We start from the raw sequence: 25,092 nt of genomic DNA on the forward strand, positions 1-25,092 counted from the left end.
TCTAGTCTCTCCCGAAGGTCTTCTCGACCTGGTGCACCAGAGGCGCGTACTCGCCGAGGAACGGGTCGATCGGGTTTTCCATCAGGCTCTGCACGGCCGTGACCGAGGTGTGCATCTGCACCACCGTGAGGGAGACACCCTGCACGACGAGCGGCGTATCGAGGATCTGCGGCGCCTTGCCGGCCATCCGGTAGAAGTCCATCAGGTCGTCGTTCAGGCTCAGCAGACTGGAGGGCGTGAAATCGTCGAGGGTCGGCAGGGCTTTCTTCGCCGCCTCCTTGAACATCTCCATCGCTTTGACGGGCGCACCATCGGGAACCAGGTCTTTCTTGAAGGCCCCGAGCACCGAATCCTTGAACGGCTTGCTGACCACCTTCGCGGCGTCGTCGATGCTCATGAACGCCTTGCTGTGCCGGCCGACCCCGCTGAGCTGGCGGGTCAATGCCGGGGCGCCGTCGAGCCTGGCGGCGGCCTTGGTGATCATCGAGGCACGCACGTACTTCGCGCCCACGGAGAAGATCTTGCCACCGAAGATCGACATCACCGCACCGACCGCGGCGCCGGCGACTGCCCACCAGCTGCCGTCGCCGTTGACGGCCGCGATGGTGGCCTCGATGAGGGTGAGCACCGCGCCGACGGCTGCGAGCACCATCAGCACCTGGCCGAGGATGGGCACCCAGGCCAGGAAGACGGCGAACACGCCGGCCCAGTCGCAGATGGTCTTGAGGATGTCGAGCGCCTTGGCGCCCCAGTCGTCCCACCAGGTGTCGTTGAGGTCCTGGCTCTTCTTGCCCTCGACGACCTCGAGGATGGCCGTGATCGCCGACTCGGCCGCCTGGTTCTTGATCGCGAGGGCCGAGTGCCATTCCGCCTGGGCCGCCTGCAGCGCCTGGCCGGCCGCTTCGGCGGCATCCTCGGCCTTGTCGGCGGCGGCGGTGTCGGTGGCGCTGGACTCCGGGGTGGCGCTCTCGGCCGTGGCGGCGGTGCGGGTGGCTGTGCGACCGGCGGTGTCGGCGGCGGTTTCCTTGTCGCCGATGTGCGCAATGGCGGTGGTCGCGGCATCCTGCGCCAGGCGCAGCTGCGCCGAGTAGGTGATCAGGGCCTGAGCGGTGCCGGCGTACCGGTCCTTGGCCTTGCCGATGTCGTCGGCGACGTTGCCCGCCTCTTCGCGGATCGCGTCGATGGCTTTGGACGTCATGCCCTCCACCGACTTGATCGAGTTGAGGGTGGTCACCGACCGGGCGATGGCGTTGGCGATCTCGGCGTAGTGCTGCGCCTTGGTGCGCACCAGGTCGGGGTCACCCTCGAGGGCACGGAATTCGGTGTCGGTCATGATGATTCCTTCGGCAGGCTGCGGGAAGATCTCGGGGTGGCCGGGCGGGCGGACGGCATGGGGTGGGTCACAGGGGGGTGGCGGTCTGCAGCGGCGGAGTGGCGTCGGTCAGGGCTTTCGCGAGGCCGTCATCCACCTGGGTGAACCCGTCGGTGATGCCCTCGATCTTCTTGCGCAGACCCTCGACCGCCTCGGTCATGGCTTTGCGCTTGTCGTTCCACTTGTGTGCGAAATCGCTGACGTGGTCACCGAGGTTCTCGTGACCGGTGGCAATGGCCACGTCGTCGCTGAAGTCGTCGGCGTTGGTGAATTCCTTCACGACGGCGTCCAGGTCGTCCCGCAGCTGATGAAGCAGCTCCAGGTTGATGATGAGATCACTCATGATCGGTTCCCCCTAAGTGTTCGGCTTGACCGGCCTCGTTGCGACGGATGCGCGTGGGCCAGCTGCCTGTTAGAACAGTACCGAACCCGGTGAACGGGTTCGATGGGCAGCGGTCCCCATGACGCGAACTGTTGCCCATGCGGACATTTGCGGCCGGCGTGCCGGACGCAAATGTCCGCTTCGGGAACAGAAGGTCACGAGAGCAGCGGCAGCTGCACCCGCACGAAGTTGCCCTTGGCGATCAGCACGCCCCGGCCGGGCGGGAACTCCGCCCGGTTCATCCGCGGCAGAGCGGTCTTCAGCAGGATGTCCCCCTCGACCGATTCGGGCTGCAGCAGCAGTCCGCGTCGGGCGTTCTTGATCTCGCCGAACAGCGGCCAGGACGAGTTCCAGGCGCTGGTCTCGGCCTCGGCGAGCAAGAAGTGATCGCTGCGCTTGACCGCCCGGGTGAGTTCGAGGATGCCGCCGTCGGCGGGCGTCTGCAGGAAGTCGCCCAGACTCTCGACGAACACCGCGATGCGGCCCTCGGTGTCGGGGTCGGCGACCGCCGCCGCAAGGTCCTTGGCCAACGCCGCGATGGCGTCCACCGTGGTCGCGGCCTCGGTCCACAAACCCAGCCGGGAGATCGGCGAGCGGGCGTTGCCGAAGTAGTACAGGCGCGCATCCGGTTCGAACCGTTTGAACCCCAGCGCGATCGATTCGATGGCGGTGCTGCGGCCACTGGCCGGCGGGCCCGCCAGAAGCAGGGTGCCGCTGGGCTCGAAGCCGGCCGGGCCCAGGTCGATGTCGCCAAGGCCGAGCACCACCCGGTCGCCGATCCGGGCGGGCAGCTGCGCCTGCGGGAACTCCTTGGGCAGCGCCCCGATCGACGGCGCCTCGGCCACGCCGGCACGGCGCATGGCGTCGGCGAGCCGCTTGGTGGCGGCCGACTGCGCGGACTGCGCCGACAAGCCGCCGAGGATGGCGATCTGGGTTTCGAAGCCGTCCACAATGGCGCGGCCCGCCGGCGACTTGATGCTCAGGATGTCGCCGGGCACGTCGAGCATGCCGTAACCGTCGTCGGCCAGGCGCAGTACCACCTTGCGCTGGATCGCGGAGGAGATCGATGCGGGGACCGCGCCGGCCCGGTCGGCGGTGATCGCCACGTGCATGCCCAGCTGGCGGCCGTCGGAGAGGATGTCCTTGAACACGTCGAACCACTGGGCGCGGCCGGCCGCGATCTCGAAGTCGTTGCGGAAGTTCGGGAACCCGTCGATGAGCAGCAGGATGCGCGGCTCGGCCGGCTGGTTGGCCAGCTGACGGTACTCGGTGATGTTCGACGCGTTCGCCTCGGCGTACAGCGCCTTGCGGCGGTCGATTTCACCCTGCAGGGTGCGGAACAACCGCACGACCCGTTCGACGTCCTCACCCATGATGATCGAACCGACGTGCGGCAGCTGCTCGAGCATGCGCAGGCTGCCGGCACCGAAGTCGAGCCCGTACACGTGCACCGGGCCACCGCGCGGGGTGATCGCGGCCGCGCAGGCGAGAGTGCGCAGCACCGCGGACTTGCCGGAGCCGCCGGTGCCGAAGATGGAGATGTGACCGTCGATGTCGGGCCGGAAGTACGCGGAGACCTGCTGCTGCTGCTCGGCGATGTCGGAGACGCCGAGCAGGAGTTCGGCATCCGTGCGCTGCCGCAGCAGGCTGAGGTCGTAGGCGCCGGCGAGTTCGTCGAGCCACGGCCGGCGGGGCGCCGGGATACCGGTGGCGGCGTTGGCGCCGATGATGGTGGTGACCAGGCGTTGCTGGTCGGTGGGGCCGAGGTCGCGGTCCTCGTCGACGTAGTCCACCGCTCGCGGCTCCTCCCAACGGCTTTCCGCGCCGAACCGCAGCTCGTGCACGTCGATGCCGGCCCGCTCGGGTTCGCGGCTGGTCCAGCCGCCGGCGTAGGCGGACTGGAACTGGGCAAGCCGGCCGGGGCCGGTCTTGGCGACGCCGCGGCCGGGGATGGCCGGGTCGAAGTGGGCGGATTCCTTGGTGCCGATCACGTCGGTGCTGTCGGACTCGTCGGCCATCCGCAGGGCGATGCGCAGCGGGGTGTTGGCGCGCAGGTTGTCCTTGATCACACCGGCGGGACGCTGGGTGGCCATGATCAGATGGATGCCGAGCGACCGGCCGCGCTGGGCGATGTCGACGACACCGTCGACGAACTCGGGCACCTCGGTGGCCAGGGCGGCGAACTCGTCGATCACCAGCACCAGGGCGGGCGGGCTGTCGGGGTCGCCGCGCTTCTCCAGCTCGAGCAGGTCCTTGGCCTTCTTGCGGTTGAGCAGGTGCTCGCGGTGGTGCAGTTCGGCGCGCAGGCTGGTGAGCGCGCGGCGCACCAGGTGCGGGCTGAGGTCGGTGACCAGTCCCACGCAGTGCGGCAGGGTGACGCAGTCGGCGAAGGCCGAGCCGCCCTTGTAGTCCACGAACAGGAAGGTGACCCGGTCGGGGCTGTACTCGGCGGCCATGCCGAGCACCCAGGCCTGCAGGAACTCGCTCTTGCCGGCGCCGGTGGTGCCGCCCACGAGGGCGTGCGGGCCCTGGGTGCGGAGGTCCAGGTGCATGGCATCGACGCCGGCGGAGCCGATGATGGCGCGCAACTTGCCGGCCCGGCGCGGTTTGGGGGTGCCGCCGCTTCGGTCGTGGATGGAGGTGTTCTGCTGCCACCGGTCGATGACCGCGGCGCTGGTCTCGACCATGTCATGGCCGAGCAGGGTGACCAGCGACACGGTGCGGGGCAGGTCGCTGGCGTCGGCGACGAGGGCGCCGGCGTCGATGACCGGGGCCATCCGCTTGGCGAATTCGAGGGCGGCGGCGGAGTCGACCTGTTCGGTGACGACGTTGTCGATGGTCTCGCCCAGGCGCACGAAACCGACGGTGGCGATGCCGGGTTCGTCGCCCAGGTGCAGGTAGGTGCGGCAGACGGCGGGCAGTGCCGCCACGGTCGGGCCGATCCAGATGGGGTACACGCCGGCGTCGGCGGCGATTTCGGCGAGCTGCACGAGCCGGGCCCGGTCGATGGCCACGTCGTCGGAGATCAGCAGCACAATCGCGGGGATGGCCGACTTGGTGCCCTCCTTGGTGCCGGATGCGCCGACCTCGCCGCCGCGCTCGAGCGCGGCATCCGTTTGCACCATGGCGCCGCGGCGGCTGGCCTTGGCCTGGGCGAGGCGCTGCTCCACAACACCCTCGATGCCGGAAAGCACCGCGCTGGCACTGGCGGCGCTGTCGGCGAGGTGGCTCCCTTCAATGGGGCTGTGCGGGGAGGAAGTGTGGGGCATCCACTTGAGCCATTCCAGCTCACGGGACCAGCGGGGCGTGACCAGGGAGGCGACGACAAGTTCGGCCGGTGAGTGCAGTGCGGTGAGCTGCACCAGGATCGAGTTGATCGAGCCCATCGCCTGGGCGGGTGAGCCGGCGATTCCGAGTGCGCCGGAGTCGTAGAGGTTGTCGATCAGCGGCACGCCGTCGAGGGTGCGATTGGCGTTGATGACTTCGGTGAGCTTCTCCTCGAACTCCGGCAGCATGTCGCCGCGGCTGGAGTCGGAGATGGTGTTGCGGGAGTTCATGGTGCCGCAGCCGAGCCGCACGTTCAGGAACGACCAGTGTTCGGGACGGCGGGTCCAGAGCATCGGCCCCCGGTTCATGGCGTGCTCGTGTGCTTCCAGAGTGGAGGGCGACTCCTTGAGCCGCAGCTCGTGCTCGATGACCCGTTCGGTGGCCAGCCGATTGGTGAGGACCTCGAGCCTGGCGCTGAACTTGGCCACGGCCTTGGCCATCCGGCGTTTGTCACGGCCCTTGGTGGTGAAGAAGTTGCCGATCAGCATGACCGGGGAGAGCAGACAGAACAGCAGGGTGGTGGGGCTCTTGGTGAGCGCGAACATCGCCCCGCCCAGCAGCAGCGGGGTGATCATCGCCAGCAGCGGGAACGGTGCGTCCTCCTTCTCGGTGGGCACCTCCGGGGAGACGAACTCCTGGCCGATGTAGCGTTTCTCCACCTTGGGCGACCGGTTGAAGAAGATCGGGCCCGGTTTGGGCGCGCTTTCGGGCGCGGCGCCGGCGACCAGACTGATCTCCACCTCGGAGTCGCCGAGCAGCATCCGTTCGGTCTTGGCAATGCGCAGCCGGCCCACGATGCCGCCGTCCACAACGACCCCGTTGGCGCTGCCGAGGTCGATGACCTCCACGGCCTCGCCGATCTCCAGCCGCACGTGCTTCTTCGACACCAGGCTGTCGTGCAGCACGATGTCGCAGGCGGCGTCGCGGCCCACCAGCAGGCTGCCGGGCGCCAGCGGGAACTCGCGGCCTTCATCCGGCCCGGAGAGCACCTTGAGTTGGGCTACCGGCTGCGCCGTCAGCGTTGACGGGGCCTGATAGAGCACACCGGCGTCGGCGAGGCTCACGGATGCGCCGGAGCCGATCCAGGCCTCCCCCACCGGTCCGTCCGGCGGCAGGGTGAGTGGCACGCTCTGGCCGGGCAGCGTTGCCCGCAGGGTGAGGAACCGGTCCGGTGAGTGCGTGGTTTGCGCGTCGACCCGGCTGATGGTGCCGGCGATTTCGGAGATCGTGGCTGCCGCATCCGCGGTGACGATGATGTCGCTGGCGGCGCCGTTGGGGCGAACCAGGGTGAGCTTGAGGCGCATTCAGTTCCTATGTCAGTAGAGCTGGCGGTGCGGGGTGACGTGCTATTCGCCGCGGCGCTCCCACGGCCAGAGCGGCCGGCCGTGCTCGCCGTAGTGCGAGGCCAGCAGGATCGAGTAGACGAGCGCGACGAGAAAGGCCAGCGCACCCACGGTGAGGGCGAACGGGCTGGCGAGCATGCTGCCGGCGAACAGCAGCACGCCCAAAGGTTGGCCGTTGCCGGCGGCCACGAGGATGGCCCCGGTGACGATGAACAGGCCGTAGGCGGCGATGCCGGTGGCAACAGCAAACCCCACCACGACGCGTTGCTTGTCGGGTGGGGTGTTGACGCCGAGAACGATCAGCATGAGCAGCACCAGCAGCACGGCGACGGCCGTCATGGTGGGGCCCACCAGGGTGCCGGCCGACCTGTCGGCGATGACCTCGAGGTTGGTGGCCAGGCTGATCAGGCCGAACGCGGCAACGAGCAGTGCGGCGTAAAGCACGGTCGCGAAAACCGCGACGACGGTCGCATATTTCTGGTAATCGCGCATTCTGTGCTCCCCCCGCACTGCCAGCGGTTAGACCGGACGGGCGAGCTGCGGTCCTTCGGCGAGCTGACGCTCGTATTCGGCCTTGGCGGCGATGTTCTTCGCGGTGATGCTGCGGCCGCGGCGGGCGATCCAGGCGCCGAACCAGATGGGCACCTCGCGGGCCACGACGGCCGCGGCGATGGCGCCGGGGTTCAACCACTGAGTGCTCACGAAGCGGGCCGCTTCGGCGGGGGTCAGGTTCCACGCCTGCACGGCGAGCAGGGCGCCGCCGATGTAGGAGAAGTACACGACCACGGCGACAAGGAAGCCGCCGAGCACGTAGGCCCACCAGCCGGCACGGTTGAGCACCGCGACCAGCAGCGCGAAGGCGAGGAAGAAGAAGATCACCGGCACGTAGAAGACCGGCAGCACCAGGAAGTCGGTGAACCGGGTGGTGGCGTCGGCGACGGTGGCGGCGTTGGCGGCGGAGATGAAGAACGCGATGACCGCATAGACGCCGGCGAAGACCGCGGTGGCAATCAGGCCGATGAGGATGCCGGCGGCCCGGTTGCCCAGGGTCTTGGGCGGGGTGGGCGCGGTGACGTACACCGGGCTTTGCGAGAACTGCTGGGTCTGCTGCTGCACCGGCGGCTGCACGGTGGGCTGCGCGGCTGCGGCGGGGACCGTCGCGGCTGCCGGGGTGGGCACGTAGGTGGGCGTGTAGTTCTTCTGCTCCGCAGCTGCTTCATCCCGGGCGACCTCGGCCGGGGTGGGCTCGGCGGTGAGGCGTTCGACCTTTTCGGTCTGCGCCTCCGACGCGTTGACCGTCACCGGGGTGGCCGGCTCGTAGTCGATCGGCTCGCCGGGAACGTAGGCAGGCTCCGGCGTCGAGGTCTCGGCCACCGGTTCGCGCACAGGCTGGTCGACGGTCTTGCTCGGGTCGGCCACGGTGGTGGGCTCCGGGTTCGCATCGTCGTAGATGTGCTCGGTGGGCGCATCCGGGTTGTGGTTCTTGTTGCCCTCGGGGGGCGTGGTGTCGGTCATGCTGCACTCCTCGTGAGCCTCGCGGCCGTAGCTCTGTGCTGCCACTGTAGCAATCCGGGGCGACAAGTAGACGGAAGCTCGGGGCGCGCGGCGACCAAGGCATTTCCGCGCGCCGGCTCCCGCTATCCCGCGTCGACGGCGACGGGCTGGGCGTCTGACGGCACGAGTACGTAGACCAGGCCGGTAATGACGGCGTTGACCCCTCCCGAAGCGGTTTCACCTTCGGCGGCATCCCGCGCCGTTGTGGTGATGCCAGAAACCAGAAACAGGCGCTCACCGGTCTGCAGCCCGTTGACAAAATTGAGGGCGTTCGCGTACCCTCCACTCACCGTTATTGTCACGGCCAGCGACGCGAAATTGGCCGCGGTGATCTGCTCGCTCGTCACCGGAGGGACCCCGGCGGCCGGGACTGTAGCATCGCTGGCGGTGGGCGCCGGTGTGGCGGTAGACGCCGCAGCGGGGTCGGCGGTCGCCACGGGTGCGTACGGAGTCGCGTCTGAAACCGTGAATCCATCGAGGGTCACCTGGGTGGCTCCGGCGAGGACATCCAGCTGGTTCACGAACGCAGGCATCCCTGTATCCGAGGGAACGGATGCGCTGAGCGGGGCCAGCTCAGCTTTAAGGGTATCGATGTTCTCAAAGTCCTTCTTGAGCTCATCGAGCACCGCTGACTGGCCGGCGTTTGACGCGGCGACGCTCGCGCGTTCCTCGTTAGCCGCTGCGGCCGCTGAAAGCTGAGGCTGGATTCCGAGCACAAACCCGCCGACCAGTACGAACACCATCACGGCCACCGTGCCGATAATCCACAAGCGGTTCTTATCCACGGTTACTCCCCCTCGGCTTCGAAGCGCCGCGCATAGGCGGCGTCGTTGACATGCATGGTGATGGCGACCGTATATACGCCCGCCTCGTCCCGCGTCAGTGATCCAGGCAGCGCATCGGCGTATCCCGGCAGGGTCGACAGAGAATTCAGCCAGGTGGGCACGTCTGGAAGGACGGCGCTCTCGGCAGTGAAGGACACCGTAGCCACCCGAGCGCCTTGCAGAGGTGAGGTCGGCTGGCCGAAGACGGCCAGCGGAGACGCCGAATCTACAGCCACTGTGCCGATTGTCACGCTGGCGGGCAGGATGGCCTGAACGCCGTCCAGGTACGTCTTCCAGTCGATTTCAGTCGAGACACCCACCTGCTGGGCCGCCTTGACCAGATCGACCTCGCTCTGGACCGTTCGGACGTCAGCGTATTTCGTCTGCTCCGCGAGAAGCCCTGCAGTCAGTTCCTGTTCATCGGCAAGTTGCTGCTCCGCGGTTGTGGCGAGCACCATCAACAACGTTGTTCCGACGATCATGAGTGCAATTACACCGACGACGCCCAAGCCCAACTGCCGTCGGACGGCCTTTGCCTTGCGCTGTTTGTGCACTTCCGGTGGAAGCAGATTGACTCGGGGTTCCCCGCCGATCACGAGCACATCGGTCTTGTCCCGGCGGCTCATGCGGCACGCCCGAGCGCCAGCCCGAGGGCGACAGAGAAGGTGGAGCCATTGCGGCGAAGATCCTCCAGCGTCAGCCCCCGGCCTAGCGACACAGTCAGGAACGGATCACCCACTTGAACGTTGAGCCTGGTCATCTCGGCGAGTGCCTCGGGGAGTCCCTGCAGATGGGCGCCACCACCGCTCAGTACGATCTTGTTCACAGCGTCGATCGGGCGGGTATTGACGAAGTAGTTGATGGTGTTGCGCAGACTGGTCAGCTGTTCACTCGCGATCTTGTAAATGATTTCGACGGCGCGCTTGTCCACAGCCGCCACGGTGCCAGTAGCGAGCCCGAGGCGGCGTTTCATCGCCTCCGGCTGCTCGGCCTCGACCTCAGGGTCGACCTCGAGGGCGAGGCCCAGTTCGGCCTGCAATGCCTGAGTGATGTCATCCCCGCCGTTGGCAATGATGCGCACGAACTGCGGAACACCGTCGATGGCGATGACCACGCTGGTTGTGCTGCCGCCGATGTCTATCTGGGCGACTGTTCCCGCCACACCGGGTCGTGAGATCAGGACCCGGTTGAGGGCGAACGGGATGAGGTCGACGTCGACCGTCGTGAGCCCTGCCAGCTGAGTGGTGGCAACATTGCCCAGCACCGCCGCTTTGACCGCCGCGATGAGGAGCCCGCGCACCATGGGACCGGCCTCGCTTTCCACCTCAGCAATGGGGTAGAAGTCCAATAGAGCATCGGCCACCGGAATGGGCAGCATTTCCTGTACTTCGAACGGCAGAGATTCGCGGATTTGCTTCAAAGACATCTTCGGCACCGTGATGTCACGGGCAAGCACTCGCTGGTTGCCCACGCCGAGCACAACGTTCTTGCTCTTGAACCCGCCCTTGGTCCACAACTCTTTGAGGGCGCTGGCCACGGTGTTCGGCTCGTTCACCTCGCCCCGAATCACCGCCCCAGCCGGCAGTGCCACTTCGCAGTAGCGCACCACGGTCGGTTTTGACTTTTCGTGGTCTACGACTTCGACAGCGCGCAGCGTTCGACTACCGATGTCTATTCCTACGACGCTCTTTGCCATTAAGTACTCCTCGTTTGTTGCAGTGCCAAATGAGCTACAGGCCGAAAAGCGACAGATAGCCGCCCCAGACGCTGTCACCGAAAATGATTCCAAGCCAGGCGCCGACCAGCATCCAGGGGCCGAACGGGATCCCACTCTTGCGCGTCGCTCGTTTTGTAATGACCAGGAATACGGCGAATACTCCGCCGATCAGGAAGGCGGCAAACGCACCAACAACGAGTTCCCCCCATCCTAGGTACGCGAGGCATAGCCCCAAGACGCCGGCCAGCTTGACATCACCGAAACCCATCCCACCGGGGTAGGCCACCGCCATCACGAGATAGGCCAGCCAGAGCGCGGCGAGACCGACAAAACCTCGCACCAGCGACCCGACATCTCCGTTCAGGATGCTGGCAGCGCCGAGAAGCACCGCGGCCACGACGTAACTCGGCAGCACGATGGCATTGGGCAGCCGGTGTACGTCCAGGTCGATGAGGGCGAGTGCAATACTCACCGCCGCCAGATACAGGAACGCCAGCAGGATGCACCCCGCAGCGACGTACTCACCGCTTGAGAGACCATTCGCGTCTGCTCCGAACCGGCCGGTCAGCATCAGGCTGTCAAATCCGGCCTGGAGCGCCCCGGCCAGCGCGCGGTCTGAGACCCACCAGGCAGCGACGGCCACGAACATCAGCGCGGTGCCTGCTTCAACGAGCGGATACCGGGTGGATATCGACGCTCTGCAGAAGCGGCATTTGCCGCGCAGGATCAACCATGACAGAACCGGGATGTTGTCATAGGCCTTGATCCGACCACCGCAAGCCGGGCAGGAGCTCGGTGGCGACAGAAGAGACATGCCGTTGGGTACCCGGTGCACCACGACGTTCAAGAACGAACCGATCAACAAGCCCAGGATCGCGGCAAGGGCGAGAAGTACGATCACCCGGCAACCTCGCTATACCCACCGACAGTCGACTCTGTGGCTGTCGGCGGTGCATTCCATTTCTGGGCGAGTGATCCGTTACACGATGTCAAACGCAACCTCGACGACGTGCCGTCAGTGTGTAGAGCGCTTGTGTCAGCAAATAAGCATTTCCCCTGGTTGATGACCAGATAGCTTCCGGCGTAATTGCCGGTGTCATTGGTGCGGGTCCAGTATTGGCGAACATTCTGCACGCAGTTCTGGAAGGTGAGTTCGATCCCGCCGCTGGCGGGCGCGGTAAGGCACTTGTAGTTCCCCGAGCCGTCGATGACGTAGATGAACTGGACGGCGCTCGTGGTCGCTGGCAAGTCCGGTTCTGTGTAATACCACTTGTGGTTCCAGTCCAGGTTGTTTCCGGTCCCGGTCGGGTCTTGCTTGCACGGGTACGAAATCATGTAGCTGTAGCCGATTTGTCCGTTCGTCACATCGGCGCACCGACCGAACTCGCGATAGTTCACGAGCTGATGAGTGCCGTAGCTTGCGGCGCCCGCACCGATTTCCAACGACGGGGAAAAGGATCCACTGCGCCCGTTGCTGACCCGGAGGTAGCTGCCGTTGCTGATGCTTCCTGGAGAAAGGTAGTAGTTACTTGCGCCGGTGTTGCTGGAGTTCTGGCCCTGCCAGGTGTAGTCCCCGGTCCAGCTCCACAGCTGATTCCAGCGGGCTGAATCCGTCTTTGACTTACATGTCCGCAGGCGTGCGTCTTGAGTTCCACCATTGGAAGACGAGGGGCCCGTAATACACACGCCGGGTGTGCCCGAACTCGCGAGCTTGAGTTGATAGTCGGCCGTGTAGGTCCAAAGCTGGAGAGGGGTTTTTGTGCACTGCGCTTTGGGCACGAACTTCACTCTGGAGTTATCGGCGGCGGAATCGGCCTCGAGGCAGTAGCTATTCCCGGAGAAGATCAACCCACCGGCGACGTTCACATTCGTGATCTTGAACGAGTACACGGCCGAGAGCGTGCGGTTGCCGACCGCCGCGGACGCGGTCCCGGGGATCGCCACGTCCTGACCTTTGGAGACCACATAGGCGTACCTGGGCACGATTGTTCCCAGACCGTTGGACGAAGAGCAGGGCTTTGCATTGGAAGCACGGTCGGAAGCGGTCATCTCGGTCGGGTCGACGATGAAGTACTCCACCGTCACCGCGTATGTAGCTCCGGTGCCATCGGCGGCGACTCGTCCTGACAGGCTGCACGGCAGTTCCTTCGGCGCACCGAATATGTGGCCGGCGCTGTCAGCCGGCGCGTCAGCAGAACGGATGACCGCCAGTGCACTCTGCAGGCCTGCCTGCGCTGCGTAAACGGTGCGGGTGTTTTTCTGGGCGGTGTAGGCGGGCACCGCCTGACTGAGAATCGCACTCAGCAGCACCAGGGATAATCCCGTAGCCATCACCATGAACATCAACGCGGTCAGCAGCGCGACCCCCCGGTCGTCGCCACGGACCTCGAGTCGACTCTCGAGATAGGAGCGCCACCTGGCGCGGTGTGAAGAGATCACGGCCGGTATCCCGTCACGTTGCAGATTGGAGTGTCACTGACTTGGTTGTTGTCCGCATCTTTGTTGCTTGCCGAGTCAAGCGAGCTATTGCGCGCGGTAAAGGTCGTGCTCATGGCCGCTTCCGCGTTGAGTCGTGCGTTCCCGGAATGGACCGAGACCGTGAGTTGCTGCAACTCTGAACCGTTGAGATCTGCCGGCGTGAGCTTGAACGGGTAATCAGAACCGCCGTCGTCGATGACGTTTGTCAGCTTGGTGCTGAACCCCGGCAGCACGACGCCGGACACGTCTTTCCAGGATCGGAATTCGAGACGGTTCAAGCTGGGAACGAAGCGCCACTGGGTGCAGGTTGCGTCTGTCGTCGAGTTCCCGGGGGAACGGTACTCGACGTATCGCGCACCAGTGGATCCGGTGCCGGGGAAATTGATGGCTTCGGAGTAGCGCACCTGACGGTCGAAGTTGCCGAAGACGACAAGGGTCGAGTTGGACGCTTCCGCCGTCATCTGGGCCCGGGTTGCGCTTTGCGCCAGGGTCACAGTCGTGGTGAGGATCAGGGCCATGAAGACTAGGAATATGCCCATGGCCACGATGAGCTCGAGAAGGGTCATACCGTCCTCAGAGGCATCCGGCTGTGGCGGTGCCATCCGCGCTACGCTCGAATCGGTCATGGCGCATTCCACTGCAAGTCGGAATGCGCGTCGATCAGGCTTGACACGAGGTAGGAACACCCGCTGGCCGCGCAGCCTGAACCGGCGTTCCATCGCACGACGACGATCGCCCGGTTCAGCGGGGTTTGACCACTGGGCGGCGTTGCCGGCGGGGTGGATGCCGCCAGCTTCTTGCAATCGCCGCCTGTGGTGGCCATGTAACAAGTGCCCAAAAGCGTGTAGACCGTGTAGTCGGTGCCTGCGCGGTCGACGACTTGAGAAATTGGAAGGACCGGCACGGATGCCGCGACGGCTTCGGTGTCCCAGCCCTTGTAGGTCGCAGCGAGTCCGCTCACCCCGGTATTGGCGGTCCACGCGAGGTCCACCTTGGCCTGAGTGCGACCGTCGTAGAGATAGCTCGTGGAGGTGGTGGGATTCGTGGCCGCCGATTGGGCGCTCACCCGCTCCATCGCCTCGGTAGCGATTGTCACCGCAATTTCCTGCCGCTGCTGAACCGATGCACCTTTTTGGCTGGTGATACTCAGACTGATTGCGGCGGTTGCGACGATGCCGATGAGGCTTATCGCAACGATGACCTCGATGAGCGTCATCCCCGAATCCTCGACATCCCCGCGCGGGCGCAGGAGGGGCGCGATCGACTTCACGAGATGTCCTTCCCTGGGGCGGAGGGGGATACGACTGTGCGGGGCTCACCCGTGGCGAGGCCCCGCACAGCGTGCGTTAGCGAATTACGGCAGCGTCGGGGTCGTGGCGGCCCACTTCTGGATGCCACCGGAACCGCTCAGGTAGAGCTGCCCGCCAGCGGTGATGTTGTCGTTTTTGCCCAGGATCGCGTAACTATTGCCATCGGTGGCGACCTTGATGCTGAGCTGGTTTCCCTCAGAGACCTTGAAGGTAGTAGCGGTCGTGGACGTCACAAATGCGCTCGCCGTGCCGGCAGCAAGCGTCGCGCTGGTCGGGGAGAAACCCTTGTAGCTGCCGTTGTTGGCCGTTCCAAACGTCTCGACGGCAATGGCGGCGTTCTTCAGGTCTGAACTAACCGAGGACTGCCAGGCCGTCTGACGCTGGTTGAGGAACACCGGGATCGCGATCGCGGCCAGGATTCCGATGATGATGACAACCACGAGAAGCTCGATCAGCGTGAAGCCGATCTGGTTCTCATCGGGGTTCTTGCGGCGACGTTCGAGTTTGGCAAGGCTTCGTGCGAGCACAGTGTGTCCGTTCATTCGAGGTTGGAATTCGTACATAGCAGCCCGTCTGGGCCGTCCGATTTTGCCGGAGCGGTGGGGTTCCGCCCCGGCCTGAAAAATCCGCAATCAGTACCCCGCCATCACCACGAACGTTCCCGGTGAGGACGCGGTCCACGCGTGCGAGACGTTGGGCTGATCGTGGACCGGAGTGACGAACTCAGCTGGCTAGCCAACCCACTTTTTGAGCCCGCCATTTGCGCTGTCGTAGGTTTGGTTGCCCGTGAGGTTACTGTTCGATCCCACGATGGTGTAGCCGGTCGTGCCGACGAGCGTCATTGTGACGGTATTTCCGCCTGACACCTTGAAGTCGATCGATCCGCCGGTAACACCGCCGGACGTCGTGGTTCCGTTGTTCACGACTGCGGTTCCTGCCCCCGGGAAGCTCGCGTATGAGCCGTTGTTCTTTGTCGCGTAGGTTTCCACCACCACTGCGGCGTTCTTGAGGTCGGAGCCGACCGAGGACTGCCACGCGCTCTGGCGCTGGTTTAGGAAAACGGGGATGGCGATCGCGGCCAGAATGCCGATGATGATGACTACGACGAGGAGCTCAATCAGGGTGAAACCCACCTGGTTTTCGTCGGGATTCTTGCGACGGCGTTCGAGCTTGGCGAGGCTGCGTGCGAGCACGGTGGGTCCAATCATTGGGGGGAGAACTGAACTGGCCGACGGCCGGATCGGCTCGTTTGTGGTGGTTCAGGTCGCTTGGCCCTCCCCATCAATCAGAATCCTTCGAGGATCTTCCCCCAAACGAGCGGGTACCGACCATCGAATTCGTCGCCCCTTATATACGGGTCCGGCTTCTGATAGAGCTTCCACCATGTTAGTGGGTAACTCTCAGCCTTTCGCCGCATTAGGGGGGTAAAAAGTCCGATAAAGACCCTATTTTTGGGGGATCGCCCAGCACGCCTAGTACGCCGTCCAGCAAAAGCAAGACGCACTCCGCACCGGTCTCAGTTGACCGCGTCGGAGATGCTGAATATGGGCAGGTACAGTGCGATGACCATGCCGCCGATGATAACGCCAAGAAACGCGATCATCAGGGGCTCAATTGCCGCGGTGAGCTGCTCTGTAGCTGCCTGAACCTCATCGTCGTAAAAATCTGCGATCTTGTCCAGCATGATTTCCAACGAACCCGCATCCTCTCCCACGGCGATCATCTGAGTGACCATGGCTGGGAAAACCGGCTGCGCGAGTAGCGGGCCGGAGATCGATTTGCCCTGGCGCACTGATTCTGCAACCTCGGTGAGCGCATTCTCGATGACCCAGTTGCCCGAGGTATCACCCACGATCTTGAGCGCCTGCAGAATGGGCACGCCGGCTCCGATCATGTTAGAGAAGTTGCGGGCGAACCGAGCTACAGCGACCTTCTTGAGCAGCGGCCCAAAGACTGGAATCTTCAGCATGACCGGGTCTTTAATTTTGCGCACCGCGAGCGCGTTCTTGTTCCTGCTCCACCAGATGGAGAAGGTGATTCCCCCAATTAGGAGTACCGGCGCCACCCAGATCATCGCCTCCGACAGATTTACCAGAATTTGAGTGGGTGCGGGCAAAGCGCTGCCAAGCCCGGCGAACATGTCTTTGAAGATGGGCACGATGAAGATGAGCATCACCATCACGGCCACCAGCGACATGATCAACACCAGCACCGGATACGTCAGCGCCGACTTGATCGTGTTGCGTAGCTTGACCTCTTTTTCGAAGTTCGCGGCGATCGATTCCAGGGCGCCATCCAGAAATCCGCCGGTTTCTCCCGCGCGTACCATGTTGATCATGATCGGCGGGAAATGCGAGTCGTGCTTGCCGAACGCATCCGAAATCGACGTTCCAGTCTCCACATCGTTGCGTACCTGCGCCAGGATCTTGGCCAGCGACGGGTTCTCGCTCTGCTCGGCCAGGATGTTCAGCGTGCGCAGGAGCGACAGCCCAGACCCGATCATCGTAGCCATCTGCCGGCTCATGATCGCGAGGTCCTTGAGACCGATGCGCTTGCTGAAACCCGGGAGTGAAATCTCGCGGTTAAGGCCGGTCCCGGCGGCAGATGCCGTGATAGATATCGGTGAGATCGCCATGGCGGCTAATCGGGCAGCCACAGCCGCTTCTGTCGTGGCATCCACCTTGCCCTTGACCGTCTTACCGTTCCTGGTCCGGCCGACGTAGGCCCACGACTGGCCTGCGAGCGTCACGCCTGCACCCGCATCTCAACGCCGTGCTGGAGGACGCCGCATCTGCTGACATCGGTAGTCATCAGAAGGCACTTCCGCCCGAGAAAGAATCGTAGTCGATACCGTCACTGGACATGGGAGACGTCGCGGTGCCCGTCGCTACCGGGTCGACCCGGCGAATGAGCTGGGCCAGACCTACGGGATCCTGCGCTTTCTCCTCTGCCGAAGCACGACTGATCACACCGGCGTCAACGAGCTCTGCCAAGTGCTGATCGATAGTGTGCATGCCCAGGCTCCGGCCGGCCTGCATGGCAGACGGGATCTGGTAGGTCTTGCCCTCACGAATGAGGTTCGAAATCGCAGAGGTGGCAAACATCACCTCGGTTGCGACGACCCGCCCGTCGTCAACCCGCTTTACCAGGGTCTGGCAGATGACCCCCTGCAAGGTCGCCGCTAGCTGAGAGCGTACCTGCGCCTGCTGGTGCGGGGGGAAGACGTCAATCATCCGGTCGATCGTCTGGGGGGCACTTTGGGTGTGCAAAGTGGCAAAGACGAGGTGGCCGGTCTCGGCCGCGGTGATTGCGACCGAGATGGTTTCGAGGTCACGGAGCTCACCGATAAGGATCACATCGGGGTCCTGACGCAGCACGTGTTTGAGCGCGGCCGCGAAGCTCTTGGTATCGCTGCCCACCTCGCGCTGGTTGACGAGGGACATGCGGTGCTTGTGCAGGAATTCAATGGGGTCTTCGACAGTGACGATGTGGTCGGCACGCGTGCGGTTTACTTCGTCGACAAGAGCGGCAAGTGTAGTCGACTTGCCCGAACCTGTTGGGCCCGTGACCAGGACGAGCCCGCGCGGCATCGCAGCGAATCGGGCCACCGACTCGGGCATGCCCAGCTCCTTGAGCGGCTTGATGATGCGCGGGATCAATCGGAACGCCGCTCCGATCGAACCGCGTTGCTGATAGTAGTTGACCCGGAATCGAGCGTCGTTGGCGGTGAACGCGAAGTCGAGTTCCAGTTCACGTTCGAATTCCATGTGCTGGGCCGGAGTCAGAATGCTGAGGAGGGCCGAGGACACCTTGTCGAACAGCCACCGAGGCGCGCCATCGAGCGGACGTAGGCTTCCATTGACCCGCAGGTTCGGTGGGGCGCCAACAGTGATGTGCAAGTCTGAGCCGTTCAGATCCAGCACCTCCTGAAGAGCGCTGAGCAGCTCCGGGTCGGCGACGGAGGCCGCGTCCGCGCGCTGAGTCCGCCGCACACGAACCGGATCGGCGCCATCCGTTCGGGGCCGGAGCACGCGAACCGAGTCTGAAACTTCCAGTGCCGACCGTGTCAGGTCAGGAGGAACGTCCTCGGCCAACCGAGCCGGCTCAGCGTTGGTTCGCGACACCATCACAGCATCCAGGGCCTCGTCATACTTGGACTTGAACGGCACTGAATCGGTGGCAGGAGAATCAGCGGGGTCGAGCAGGTACCACGGCACCGGCTCCGCCACCGGTGCCGACGGGCTTTCATCGGTCTCATTCTCGCCATGAGGACGTTGCGGCGGCGTCACCGGAATGTCGTAGATGGGCTGGCTCATGTGTGTGTCCCCTTTTGCACTACGCGACCACTCGCAAGATCTCTTCGATCGATGTCAAACCCAGTTTGGCTTTTGCCCAACCGTCTTCTCTGAGGGTGATCATGCCCTGGTCGCGTGCGACCCGGGCGATCTCGGCACTGGAGGCTCGTGCGACGGCGAGTCGCTCGATCTCCTCGGTCACCGTCATGACTTCATGAACGGCCAGCCGGCCCCGGTAGCCGGTCTTCGAGCAGTTGCTGCAACCGACGGGCTCATAGATCGTCGGCAACGGCAGCTCTGGGTCGAACGCAAACCGCAATCGAGTCAGGCCCTCGGCGGTCAGCGCTGACGGCGCCTTGCATTTGTCGCAGAGGCGCCGAGCCAATCGCTGCGCAACGACGCAGTCGATGGCTGAACCGACCAAGAAAGGTTCGATGCCCATCTCGGTGAGCCGCGTGATGGCACTCGGTGCGTCGTTGGTGTGAAGGGTGGAGAGCACAAGGTGCCCTGTCAGGGAGGCCTCGATGGCGATCTGCGCGGTCTCATGGTCACGGATCTCACCCAGCAGCACCACATCCGGGTCACTGCGAAGGATGGAGCGCAACGCGCTCGCAAAGGTGAGACCGGCCTTGATGTTCACCTGCACCTGGTTGATGCCGGCCATACGGTACTCCACCGGATCTTCGACCGTGATGACGTTGACCTCCGGTCGGGCGACCGCACCGAGGGTGGTGTAAAGAGTGGTGGACTTTCCCGATCCGGTTGGACCGGTGATGAGGATCATGCCGTACGGCTTGGAGTATGCAGTTTTGTAGGCTTCGAAGTTGTGCTCAAGAAGAGCCAACGCGCGCACGTCCAAGGTGGTGCTGGAGTTGTCAAGAATACGCATGACGACCTTCTCGCCCCACACGGTGGGCAGGGTCGCCACCCGCAGGTCGATCTGTCGACCGGCGTGACGAACGGTCATCCTGCCATCCTGCGGTTTGCGCCGCTCGGCGATGTCGATGTCGCTCATGATCTTCAGCCGAGATATCACACCGTTCTGGATGCTCTTGGGCGCGGTCTGCATCTCGTGCAGCACTCCGTCGATGCGGTAGCGCACCCGAAGACTATGTTCTCCGGGTTCGATATGGATGTCGGAGGCCAGGTCCTGAATAGCCTGGCTGACGAGCAGATTCACGAACCGAACGATCGGGGCATCATCGTCAGCGGCATCGGAAACACCGAAGGAGGCGCTTTCGGCAGCGGCCGCCGCGTTCTCTTCTTCAAGGGTTTCAGTCAGGTCGCTGAGTTCACCATCGGCCCGGTGGTAGCGGCTTATGGCGGCCAGCAGATCGGAGCGTTCCGCGACGACCTGGGCGATGCGCATGCCGGATGCTTCGCGCACGTCGTCGACGGCAAAGACGTTGCCGGGGTCGACCATAGCCAGCACGAGCCGGTTGCCGTCGATAAGAACCGGCAGAACGTCATGACGACGGCAGACGGCTACCGGCACAAGGGCGACCGCCAAGCGGTCAACGGGATAGTCGGCGAGTTCCACGAAGGGCAGGTTCGCCTGAGCGGCTCTGGCCTTTGCGAACTGGACTTCGGAGATGACACCATCTGCCACGAGCTTTCGCACGGCAGATTCGTCTGCCGGGTCTCCGGCCAGAAGTGTGTCCAGAACTTCTATTGGCAGTAGGCCGTGCAGGATCAGAATCTCGGTCAGCGTCGCCATGAGAGCCTCCCGTCGGGCAGTGGCTGCAGGAAGACGGAACGCACGCAGCTAGAGAAACCAGCGCCCGAATACGATGACGTTTCCCCGGCCTAATGAGGCGGTGAGTCCCACGTTCAGGGGCCCGGGTCACGGCCCGGCCGTTCTAGAGTGATCCAGACCAGACGGTGCTTACCTGTACCTTATCGGTATGCCACGGCGCTAAAGGCATTTGAAAGGCCTTCGCGCGCAATCGAATCAGGCACCGGCCCAGATCGTGTTAACCATGTCGTGGGTGTAGCCATCCGGGCCGGCGTTCACCCAGAGGGTGGCCAGCCAGATGCCGCCGCGCAGGAAGTGCGACTGGCCATAGCGGCCGACGTCGGTGGTGGTTTCGGTGATGCAGCGCAGCCCGTCCAATTCCTCGTAACACTCCATGCCCAGCGCACGGAGGCGGGCCTCGACGGCGGCGGTCTGGTCGGCGGCGACCCACACCACGCTGGTGGACACGCCGCTGTCGGACGCCCCGGCGGGGCTGACCCACCGGCAGCTGAGGTGCTCACTTCCGTTGATGATCGCGCGCAGCTCGGGGTCGTCGGCGCCGTCGCGCACATCGGCGCCGGGCTGGGTGGTCCAGGCCGGGTTGAGTACCAGGTCGCCGAACGCACCGACCATCGTGGGGCTGTAGATCTGCTCGCAGGCGGCCGGCTTGGGGGTGCCAGGTTCGAGCACGGCGGTGGGGGCGCTGACCGCGGCAGCCGCCGCCGGCGCTGCTGGCACGGGCCGGGCGCCGGGGTCCACTGCGGGGGTGGGCACGGGCCGGGGTGAGAAGACCACCCACACCGCGGCCAGCATGACGAAGACGGTCACGATACCGCCCAGGATCAGCAGCACCCACTGTGCTCCGGCCGTGATCGTCGGTGTTCCATGAACGGACATTCGGCCTCCCTGAGCGCAATCCTTCCGGAGGATTTTGCGCACAGCATAGCCCGACCGGGCCAGGGAGGTGCTGGTTAGGCGCCGGCCCAGACGGTGGCGACCATGTCGTGGGTGTAGCCTTCCGGACCCGCGTTCACGTAGCGGGTGGCCAGCCAGATGCCGTCGCGCAGAAAGTGCGACTGGCCCGCGATGCCCTCGGCACCCTCGGTCGATTCGGCGATGCAGCGGATGCCGCCGAGCTCTTCGTAGCAGTTCAGGCCGTCGCCGAGCAGCCGCTGGTGCACCGCTTCGGACTGCTCGGCCGTGACGAAGACCACGTTGGAGGTGAGGCCGCTACCCGAGCCGCCGTCGGGGTTGCCCCATACGCAGGTGAGGTGCTCTGTGCCCTCGATGACGACGATGAGTTGTTCGTCGTCGGTGCCGAACAGCACGCCGGAATTGACGTCTTCCTCGGCCCACTCGGGGTTAAGGGTGCCGGTCTCGTTGAGGGTGGCCAACATGGCCGGGCTGTAGATCGCCTCGCAGCTGGTGGGGCGCGGCCCGGCGGCCACCGCGGGCGCGGCGCTGGCGACGGCCTGCGGCTCGGCGGTTGCGGTGGGCGTGGGGCGGGTGCCCGGCAGGGAGTCGGAGCCGGAAGGAGTGCCCGCTCCCCCGCGCCAGACCACGAGCACCACGATCAGCGCCACGACCAGCAACACGCCCACCGCGCCGAGGGCGAACCACAGCGGGCGCCGGGACGGTGAACCAGTCGGCAACGTTGCAGCACCCATGGCGGTGACCCCCTTCGAGATTTTCCCCCAGCCTAGCTGGCCGTTTGCCTCCGGGCCGGATGCGGGGCATCATGGGTCGCGAGCCACCGTGTGTTCATGACTCCTTGTTGCGCGACCTAGTCCGCACTGTCTGTCACACGGTGGCTCCTCGCATCCGCTGGTCGCGCTTGTCGGCGACGAGCATAAGGACGAGCGAGTCAGGTGGCGAAGACGACCGCGGGGGAAGCGCTGGGAGTCGGCTTCGAGAAGAGGTAACCCTGGCCGTAGCGGCAGCCCATCGCCTGCAGCAGGTCTTGCTGGTTGGTGGTCTCGATGCCCTCGGCGACCACATCCAGATTGAGGGAGTCCGCCAAACGGAGGATTCCTTCCACTATCGCTCGATCGTGTTCGGACCGTTCGAGGTCCCGGATGAACGACAGGTCGATCTTCAACAGGTCCACGGTGAACTCGCGCAAATGTGTGAACGACGAGTAGCCGGTGCCGAAGTCGTCGATGGCGAGCCGCACTCCGATGGCGCGCAGCTCCTGGAAGGTTCGGGCGGCGGAGTCGATCGCCTCGAGCACGGCGCTCTCGGTGAGCTCCAGCCAGAGCTGGTCAGGGGCCAGACCCGAGTCCCTGAGCGCGCGCTTGACGACAGCGCCGAAGTCGTCCTGCACGAACTGCCGGGCCGAGACGTTCACGCTGACGGCAACGTCGCGCTCCAGGGCGGTCGCCGCGTGGCAGGCCTGGCCCAGCACCGTGGCGCCGATGCCCTTGATCAAGCCGACCTCTTCGGCAATAGCGATGAACTCCCCCGGGGGGATCAGCCCGCGCTCGGGCCGCCGCCAGCGCGCGAGGGCCTCGGTCGCCACGACTCGGTTTTCCTGCAGGTCCACGATGGGCTGGTACCACGTCTCGATCTCGCCCTGAGCGACGGCGTCGCGCAGAGCCAGCTCGGTGTCGAGCCGCTGGTGAATGCGGTAGCGCAGGTCGTCGTCGAAGACCTCGTATCGGGCGCGGCCCCGTCCCTTGGCCAGGTACATCGCCTGATCAGCGTTGCGCAGCAATGACTCGGCGTCGTCATGACCGAGCCCGAATGCTATGCCGATGCTGGCATCCACGGATGCGATCTGGTCACCAAACTGGATCGGCTCTGAGATGGCCTTCTGGAACGCCTCGGCGATCTTATTGACGTCCCCGCTGCGGCCGACATCCGGGCAAATGACCACGAATTCGTCCCCGCCGATGCGGGACACCGTGTCGGTCGCCCTGGCATGCTGGCGCAGCCGGAGCCCAACCTGCATCAGGACGGCGTCGCCGGCGTGATGGCCGAGGCTGTCGTTGACGAATTTGAATCGGTCGAGGTCGATGAACAACACGGCGACGCCGGTACCGCGACGCGACGCCTGGAGGAGAGCCTGGTTCAGCCGGTCGAGTAGCAGCAGGCGATTGGGCAGGTTTGTCAGCGGATCGTGGAAAGCGAGGTGCTCGACCCGGGCTTCGGCCAGGCGCCGGGCGGTGATGTCCTCGAGTTGGTATAGGAACCCGCCGGCCTGCTCACCCTCGTTGATCTCGGCGATGCTGACCTTGACCCAGGTTTCCTCACCGTCGTCGCGTCGCATCCGACGGTCCATACGGCGGCCCGTCGGGCCGTCGAGGCCGACCGTCGCGGATGCCGCGCCATCACCGGCATTCGCCGGGCTGAACATCGACTCGATGGGCTGATTCACCACCGGGATCAATGACCCGGCCAGGTCGAAGAGCCGCTTGTTCGCCTCGACGACTATTCCGTCCAGCGACACGATGGCTGTTCCGAGCGGCGACGAGGCGAAGGCGGCCTCGAAGCGGGCACTGGCCGCCGATGCCGCGTGTTCGGCAGCGCGCAGCGCGGTCACGTCGGTCACGCTGGCAAGGTGCCCCAACACAACCCTCGCGTCTGTAATCGGGGCGGTGCTCACCTGCACCCAGTTGACCTGGCCGGAGGGAGTGCGGAATCGCATGGTCGTCTCGTAGGCCTCCCCTGCGGCGGCGTACTGGTGCCATTCCTGACGCACTCGGTCGGCGTCGTCGGGGTGCATGGCCGCGACCCAGCCGTCGCGCCGCGACTGGCGCTTCGTGAGCCCGCTCAGTGCGAGCCACTGGTCGTTAGCCGAAATGATTCCGCCCGCAGCATCCAGTTGCACGATGCCAACCGGTGCGATCTTGATCAGCGTGTGGAGCGTGTCCGCCGTCTCCGCCAGCTGCCGGGTGCGGGCGTCAACCGTCTCCTCAAGGGTGTGGTTGGCCTCGGCGAGGGCCTGCATGGCCGCGTCCCGCTGGCGATCGAGGGTGCGCAGCCGGCGCGCCGCGATCCAGGCGAGCCCCGTGCCGAGAACTGTCATGACCGCGATCAGGATGGCGACGCCGAACACCGTGTCGTACCAGCCCAGGCGGCGGCCCGCCAGGTCGGCGAGCCCCAGGACGAACGGGCCGAGGAACAAGACAGGAATGACCGGGCGGAGCAGATGCCCCGCGCTACCCGGGTCGCGTAGCAGCGCGATCAGACCGTTGGCGGGACGCTGCAGAAGGATCGACAACGACAAAATCGCCAGTCCGAGCGCCGAGGGCAAGGCCATGCTCGCGAACCCGCCGACACTGTAGAGGGAGGAGACCCCGTAGGCGTAGCCGAGAATCGCGATCAGGCTGATTATGAGCGTCCCGAAGGCCAGTCCGAGCATCACGCCGGCGCGGGCGAGCCGACTGGCGACGACGGATGCCCCGAGCAGCAGCAGCGACACCGCAGTGGCCGGCGCCATGCGCGCGGTCTGCCCGTCGAAGTCGATACCCGCAAGCTCGTCAATGCCGAGTGATATCCCGAAGATGTACTCGGCCAGGGTGAGCACACCGATCATGGCAACAGCGAGACCCAGACCCAGGCTGACTCGCCGCCGGTCCAACATTGCCACGGCGGTAGAGACGAGGACGAAGCCCACTGCGGTCATCGGTTTGATCGCCCACAGGCCGGCGATAACCCCAGGGATCGCGGCGATCCCGACGTACCATCCGATGAGGAGGATCACGCCGACCGCCCCGGCAACGGCCGCTGCAGTGAGACTGGCCAACCGCATGA

Annotated in this window: 20 protein-coding genes; all 20 read right to left on the minus strand. The window is 65.0% G+C overall.

The window, feature by feature from the left end:
• Position 1: 1 nt before the first annotated feature.
• A complete protein-coding gene (locus B7495_RS14525) occupies positions 2-1,333 on the minus strand; it encodes a hypothetical protein (RefSeq protein WP_088457205.1) in 1,332 nt (443 codons plus the stop codon).
• A 67-nt stretch (positions 1,334-1,400) separates the two neighbouring features.
• Positions 1,401-1,715, minus strand: a complete 315-nt coding sequence (locus B7495_RS14530; protein WP_088457206.1) for a hypothetical protein — start codon at positions 1,713-1,715, stop codon at positions 1,401-1,403.
• A 194-nt stretch (positions 1,716-1,909) separates the two neighbouring features.
• The gene (locus B7495_RS14535; protein ID WP_088457207.1) at positions 1,910-6,385 is read right to left on the minus strand and encodes an FtsK/SpoIIIE domain-containing protein; all 4,476 of its coding nucleotides are present in this window, start codon (positions 6,383-6,385) and stop codon (positions 1,910-1,912) included.
• A gap of 42 nt (positions 6,386-6,427) precedes the next feature.
• Positions 6,428-6,916 (minus strand): hypothetical protein, encoded by a 489-nt coding sequence (locus B7495_RS14540; RefSeq protein ID WP_088457208.1) that lies wholly within the window; start codon positions 6,914-6,916, stop codon positions 6,428-6,430.
• Between the two features lie 27 nt (positions 6,917-6,943).
• Positions 6,944-7,939, minus strand: a complete 996-nt coding sequence (locus B7495_RS14545) for a hypothetical protein (protein WP_088457209.1) — start codon at positions 7,937-7,939, stop codon at positions 6,944-6,946.
• A 122-nt stretch (positions 7,940-8,061) separates the two neighbouring features.
• Positions 8,062-8,763, minus strand: coding sequence for a hypothetical protein (locus B7495_RS14550; RefSeq protein ID WP_088457210.1), 702 nt, complete (start codon positions 8,761-8,763; stop codon positions 8,062-8,064).
• Between the two features lie 2 nt (positions 8,764-8,765).
• Positions 8,766-9,428, minus strand: coding sequence for a hypothetical protein (locus B7495_RS14555; RefSeq protein WP_088457211.1), 663 nt, complete (start codon positions 9,426-9,428; stop codon positions 8,766-8,768).
• Positions 9,425-10,498 carry a type IV pilus assembly protein PilM gene (gene pilM / locus B7495_RS14560; protein WP_088457212.1) on the minus strand — a complete coding sequence of 358 codons (1,074 nt, stop codon included), beginning with the start codon at positions 10,496-10,498 and terminating at the stop codon, positions 9,425-9,427. The genes B7495_RS14555 and pilM overlap by 4 nt, the downstream gene beginning before the upstream one ends.
• 34 nt (positions 10,499-10,532) lie before the next feature.
• Positions 10,533-11,420: an A24 family peptidase gene (locus B7495_RS14565; protein ID WP_205748684.1), complete on the minus strand. Its 888-nt coding sequence runs from the start codon at positions 11,418-11,420 to the stop codon at positions 10,533-10,535.
• The gene (locus tag B7495_RS14570) at positions 11,417-12,958 is read right to left on the minus strand and encodes a hypothetical protein (RefSeq protein WP_088457213.1); all 1,542 of its coding nucleotides are present in this window, start codon (positions 12,956-12,958) and stop codon (positions 11,417-11,419) included. The genes B7495_RS14565 and B7495_RS14570 overlap by 4 nt, the downstream gene beginning before the upstream one ends.
• A complete protein-coding gene (locus B7495_RS14575) occupies positions 12,955-13,623 on the minus strand; it encodes a prepilin-type N-terminal cleavage/methylation domain-containing protein (RefSeq protein WP_168195332.1) in 669 nt (222 codons plus the stop codon). Before B7495_RS14575 ends, B7495_RS14570 begins: the two co-directional genes overlap by 4 nt.
• Positions 13,620-14,213 carry a prepilin-type N-terminal cleavage/methylation domain-containing protein gene (locus B7495_RS14580; protein ID WP_151199587.1) on the minus strand — a complete coding sequence of 198 codons (594 nt, stop codon included), beginning with the start codon at positions 14,211-14,213 and terminating at the stop codon, positions 13,620-13,622. Before B7495_RS14580 ends, B7495_RS14575 begins: the two co-directional genes overlap by 4 nt.
• A gap of 138 nt (positions 14,214-14,351) precedes the next feature.
• Positions 14,352-14,849, minus strand: coding sequence for a prepilin-type N-terminal cleavage/methylation domain-containing protein (locus B7495_RS14585; RefSeq protein WP_088457216.1), 498 nt, complete (start codon positions 14,847-14,849; stop codon positions 14,352-14,354).
• 189 nt (positions 14,850-15,038) lie between these two features.
• On the minus strand, positions 15,039-15,500 hold the full coding sequence (locus B7495_RS14590; RefSeq protein ID WP_240632264.1) for a type IV pilin protein: 462 nt from the start codon (positions 15,498-15,500) through the stop codon (positions 15,039-15,041).
• 323 nt (positions 15,501-15,823) lie between these two features.
• The gene (locus tag B7495_RS14595) at positions 15,824-17,056 is read right to left on the minus strand and encodes a type II secretion system F family protein (protein WP_168195334.1); all 1,233 of its coding nucleotides are present in this window, start codon (positions 17,054-17,056) and stop codon (positions 15,824-15,826) included.
• Between the two features lie 61 nt (positions 17,057-17,117).
• A complete protein-coding gene (locus B7495_RS14600) occupies positions 17,118-18,623 on the minus strand; it encodes a type IV pilus twitching motility protein PilT (RefSeq protein ID WP_088457219.1) in 1,506 nt (501 codons plus the stop codon).
• A gap of 19 nt (positions 18,624-18,642) precedes the next feature.
• The gene (locus B7495_RS14605; protein WP_088457220.1) at positions 18,643-20,319 is read right to left on the minus strand and encodes a GspE/PulE family protein; all 1,677 of its coding nucleotides are present in this window, start codon (positions 20,317-20,319) and stop codon (positions 18,643-18,645) included.
• Between the two features lie 234 nt (positions 20,320-20,553).
• Positions 20,554-21,234, minus strand: a complete 681-nt coding sequence (locus B7495_RS14610) for a hypothetical protein (protein WP_088457221.1) — start codon at positions 21,232-21,234, stop codon at positions 20,554-20,556.
• A 74-nt stretch (positions 21,235-21,308) separates the two neighbouring features.
• On the minus strand, positions 21,309-22,004 hold the full coding sequence (locus B7495_RS14615) for a hypothetical protein (RefSeq protein WP_088457222.1): 696 nt from the start codon (positions 22,002-22,004) through the stop codon (positions 21,309-21,311).
• A gap of 197 nt (positions 22,005-22,201) precedes the next feature.
• Positions 22,202-25,090 (minus strand): EAL domain-containing protein, encoded by a 2,889-nt coding sequence (locus B7495_RS14620; RefSeq protein WP_121678501.1) that lies wholly within the window; start codon positions 25,088-25,090, stop codon positions 22,202-22,204.
• Positions 25,091-25,092: the final 2 nt, after the last annotated feature.

It is taken from the genome of Cryobacterium sp. LW097 (assembly GCF_002205495.2).
Taxonomy (GTDB): Bacteria; Actinomycetota; Actinomycetes; order Actinomycetales; family Microbacteriaceae; genus Cryobacterium; species Cryobacterium zongtaii.

What these genes read in the sequence shown, in the direction of transcription:
- B7495_RS14575 (WP_168195332.1), bottom strand. Translation starts at nt 13,623, where the DNA reads ATGACCGATTCGAGCGTAGCGCGGATGGCACCGCCACAGCCGGATGCC.
- pilM (WP_088457212.1), bottom strand. Translation starts at nt 10,498, where the DNA reads ATGGCAAAGAGCGTCGTAGGAATAGACATCGGTAGTCGAACGCTGCGC.
- B7495_RS14585 (WP_088457216.1), bottom strand. Translation starts at nt 14,849, where the DNA reads ATGAACGGACACACTGTGCTCGCACGAAGCCTTGCCAAACTCGAACGT.
- B7495_RS14540 (WP_088457208.1), bottom strand. Translation starts at nt 6,916, where the DNA reads ATGCGCGATTACCAGAAATATGCGACCGTCGTCGCGGTTTTCGCGACC.
- B7495_RS14545 (WP_088457209.1), bottom strand. Translation starts at nt 7,939, where the DNA reads ATGACCGACACCACGCCCCCCGAGGGCAACAAGAACCACAACCCGGAT.
- B7495_RS14610 (WP_088457221.1), bottom strand. Translation starts at nt 21,234, where the DNA reads ATGTCCGTTCATGGAACACCGACGATCACGGCCGGAGCACAGTGGGTG.
- B7495_RS14530 (WP_088457206.1), bottom strand. Translation starts at nt 1,715, where the DNA reads ATGAGTGATCTCATCATCAACCTGGAGCTGCTTCATCAGCTGCGGGAC.
- B7495_RS14535 (WP_088457207.1), bottom strand. Translation starts at nt 6,385, where the DNA reads ATGCGCCTCAAGCTCACCCTGGTTCGCCCCAACGGCGCCGCCAGCGAC.
- B7495_RS14615 (WP_088457222.1), bottom strand. Translation starts at nt 22,004, where the DNA reads ATGGGTGCTGCAACGTTGCCGACTGGTTCACCGTCCCGGCGCCCGCTG.
- B7495_RS14525 (WP_088457205.1), bottom strand. Translation starts at nt 1,333, where the DNA reads ATGACCGACACCGAATTCCGTGCCCTCGAGGGTGACCCCGACCTGGTG.
- B7495_RS14600 (WP_088457219.1), bottom strand. Translation starts at nt 18,623, where the DNA reads ATGAGCCAGCCCATCTACGACATTCCGGTGACGCCGCCGCAACGTCCT.
- B7495_RS14620 (WP_121678501.1), bottom strand. Translation starts at nt 25,090, where the DNA reads ATGCGGTTGGCCAGTCTCACTGCAGCGGCCGTTGCCGGGGCGGTCGGC.
- B7495_RS14555 (WP_088457211.1), bottom strand. Translation starts at nt 9,428, where the DNA reads ATGAGCCGCCGGGACAAGACCGATGTGCTCGTGATCGGCGGGGAACCC.
- B7495_RS14605 (WP_088457220.1), bottom strand. Translation starts at nt 20,319, where the DNA reads ATGGCGACGCTGACCGAGATTCTGATCCTGCACGGCCTACTGCCAATA.
- B7495_RS14580 (WP_151199587.1), bottom strand. Translation starts at nt 14,213, where the DNA reads ATGACGCTCATCGAGGTCATCGTTGCGATAAGCCTCATCGGCATCGTC.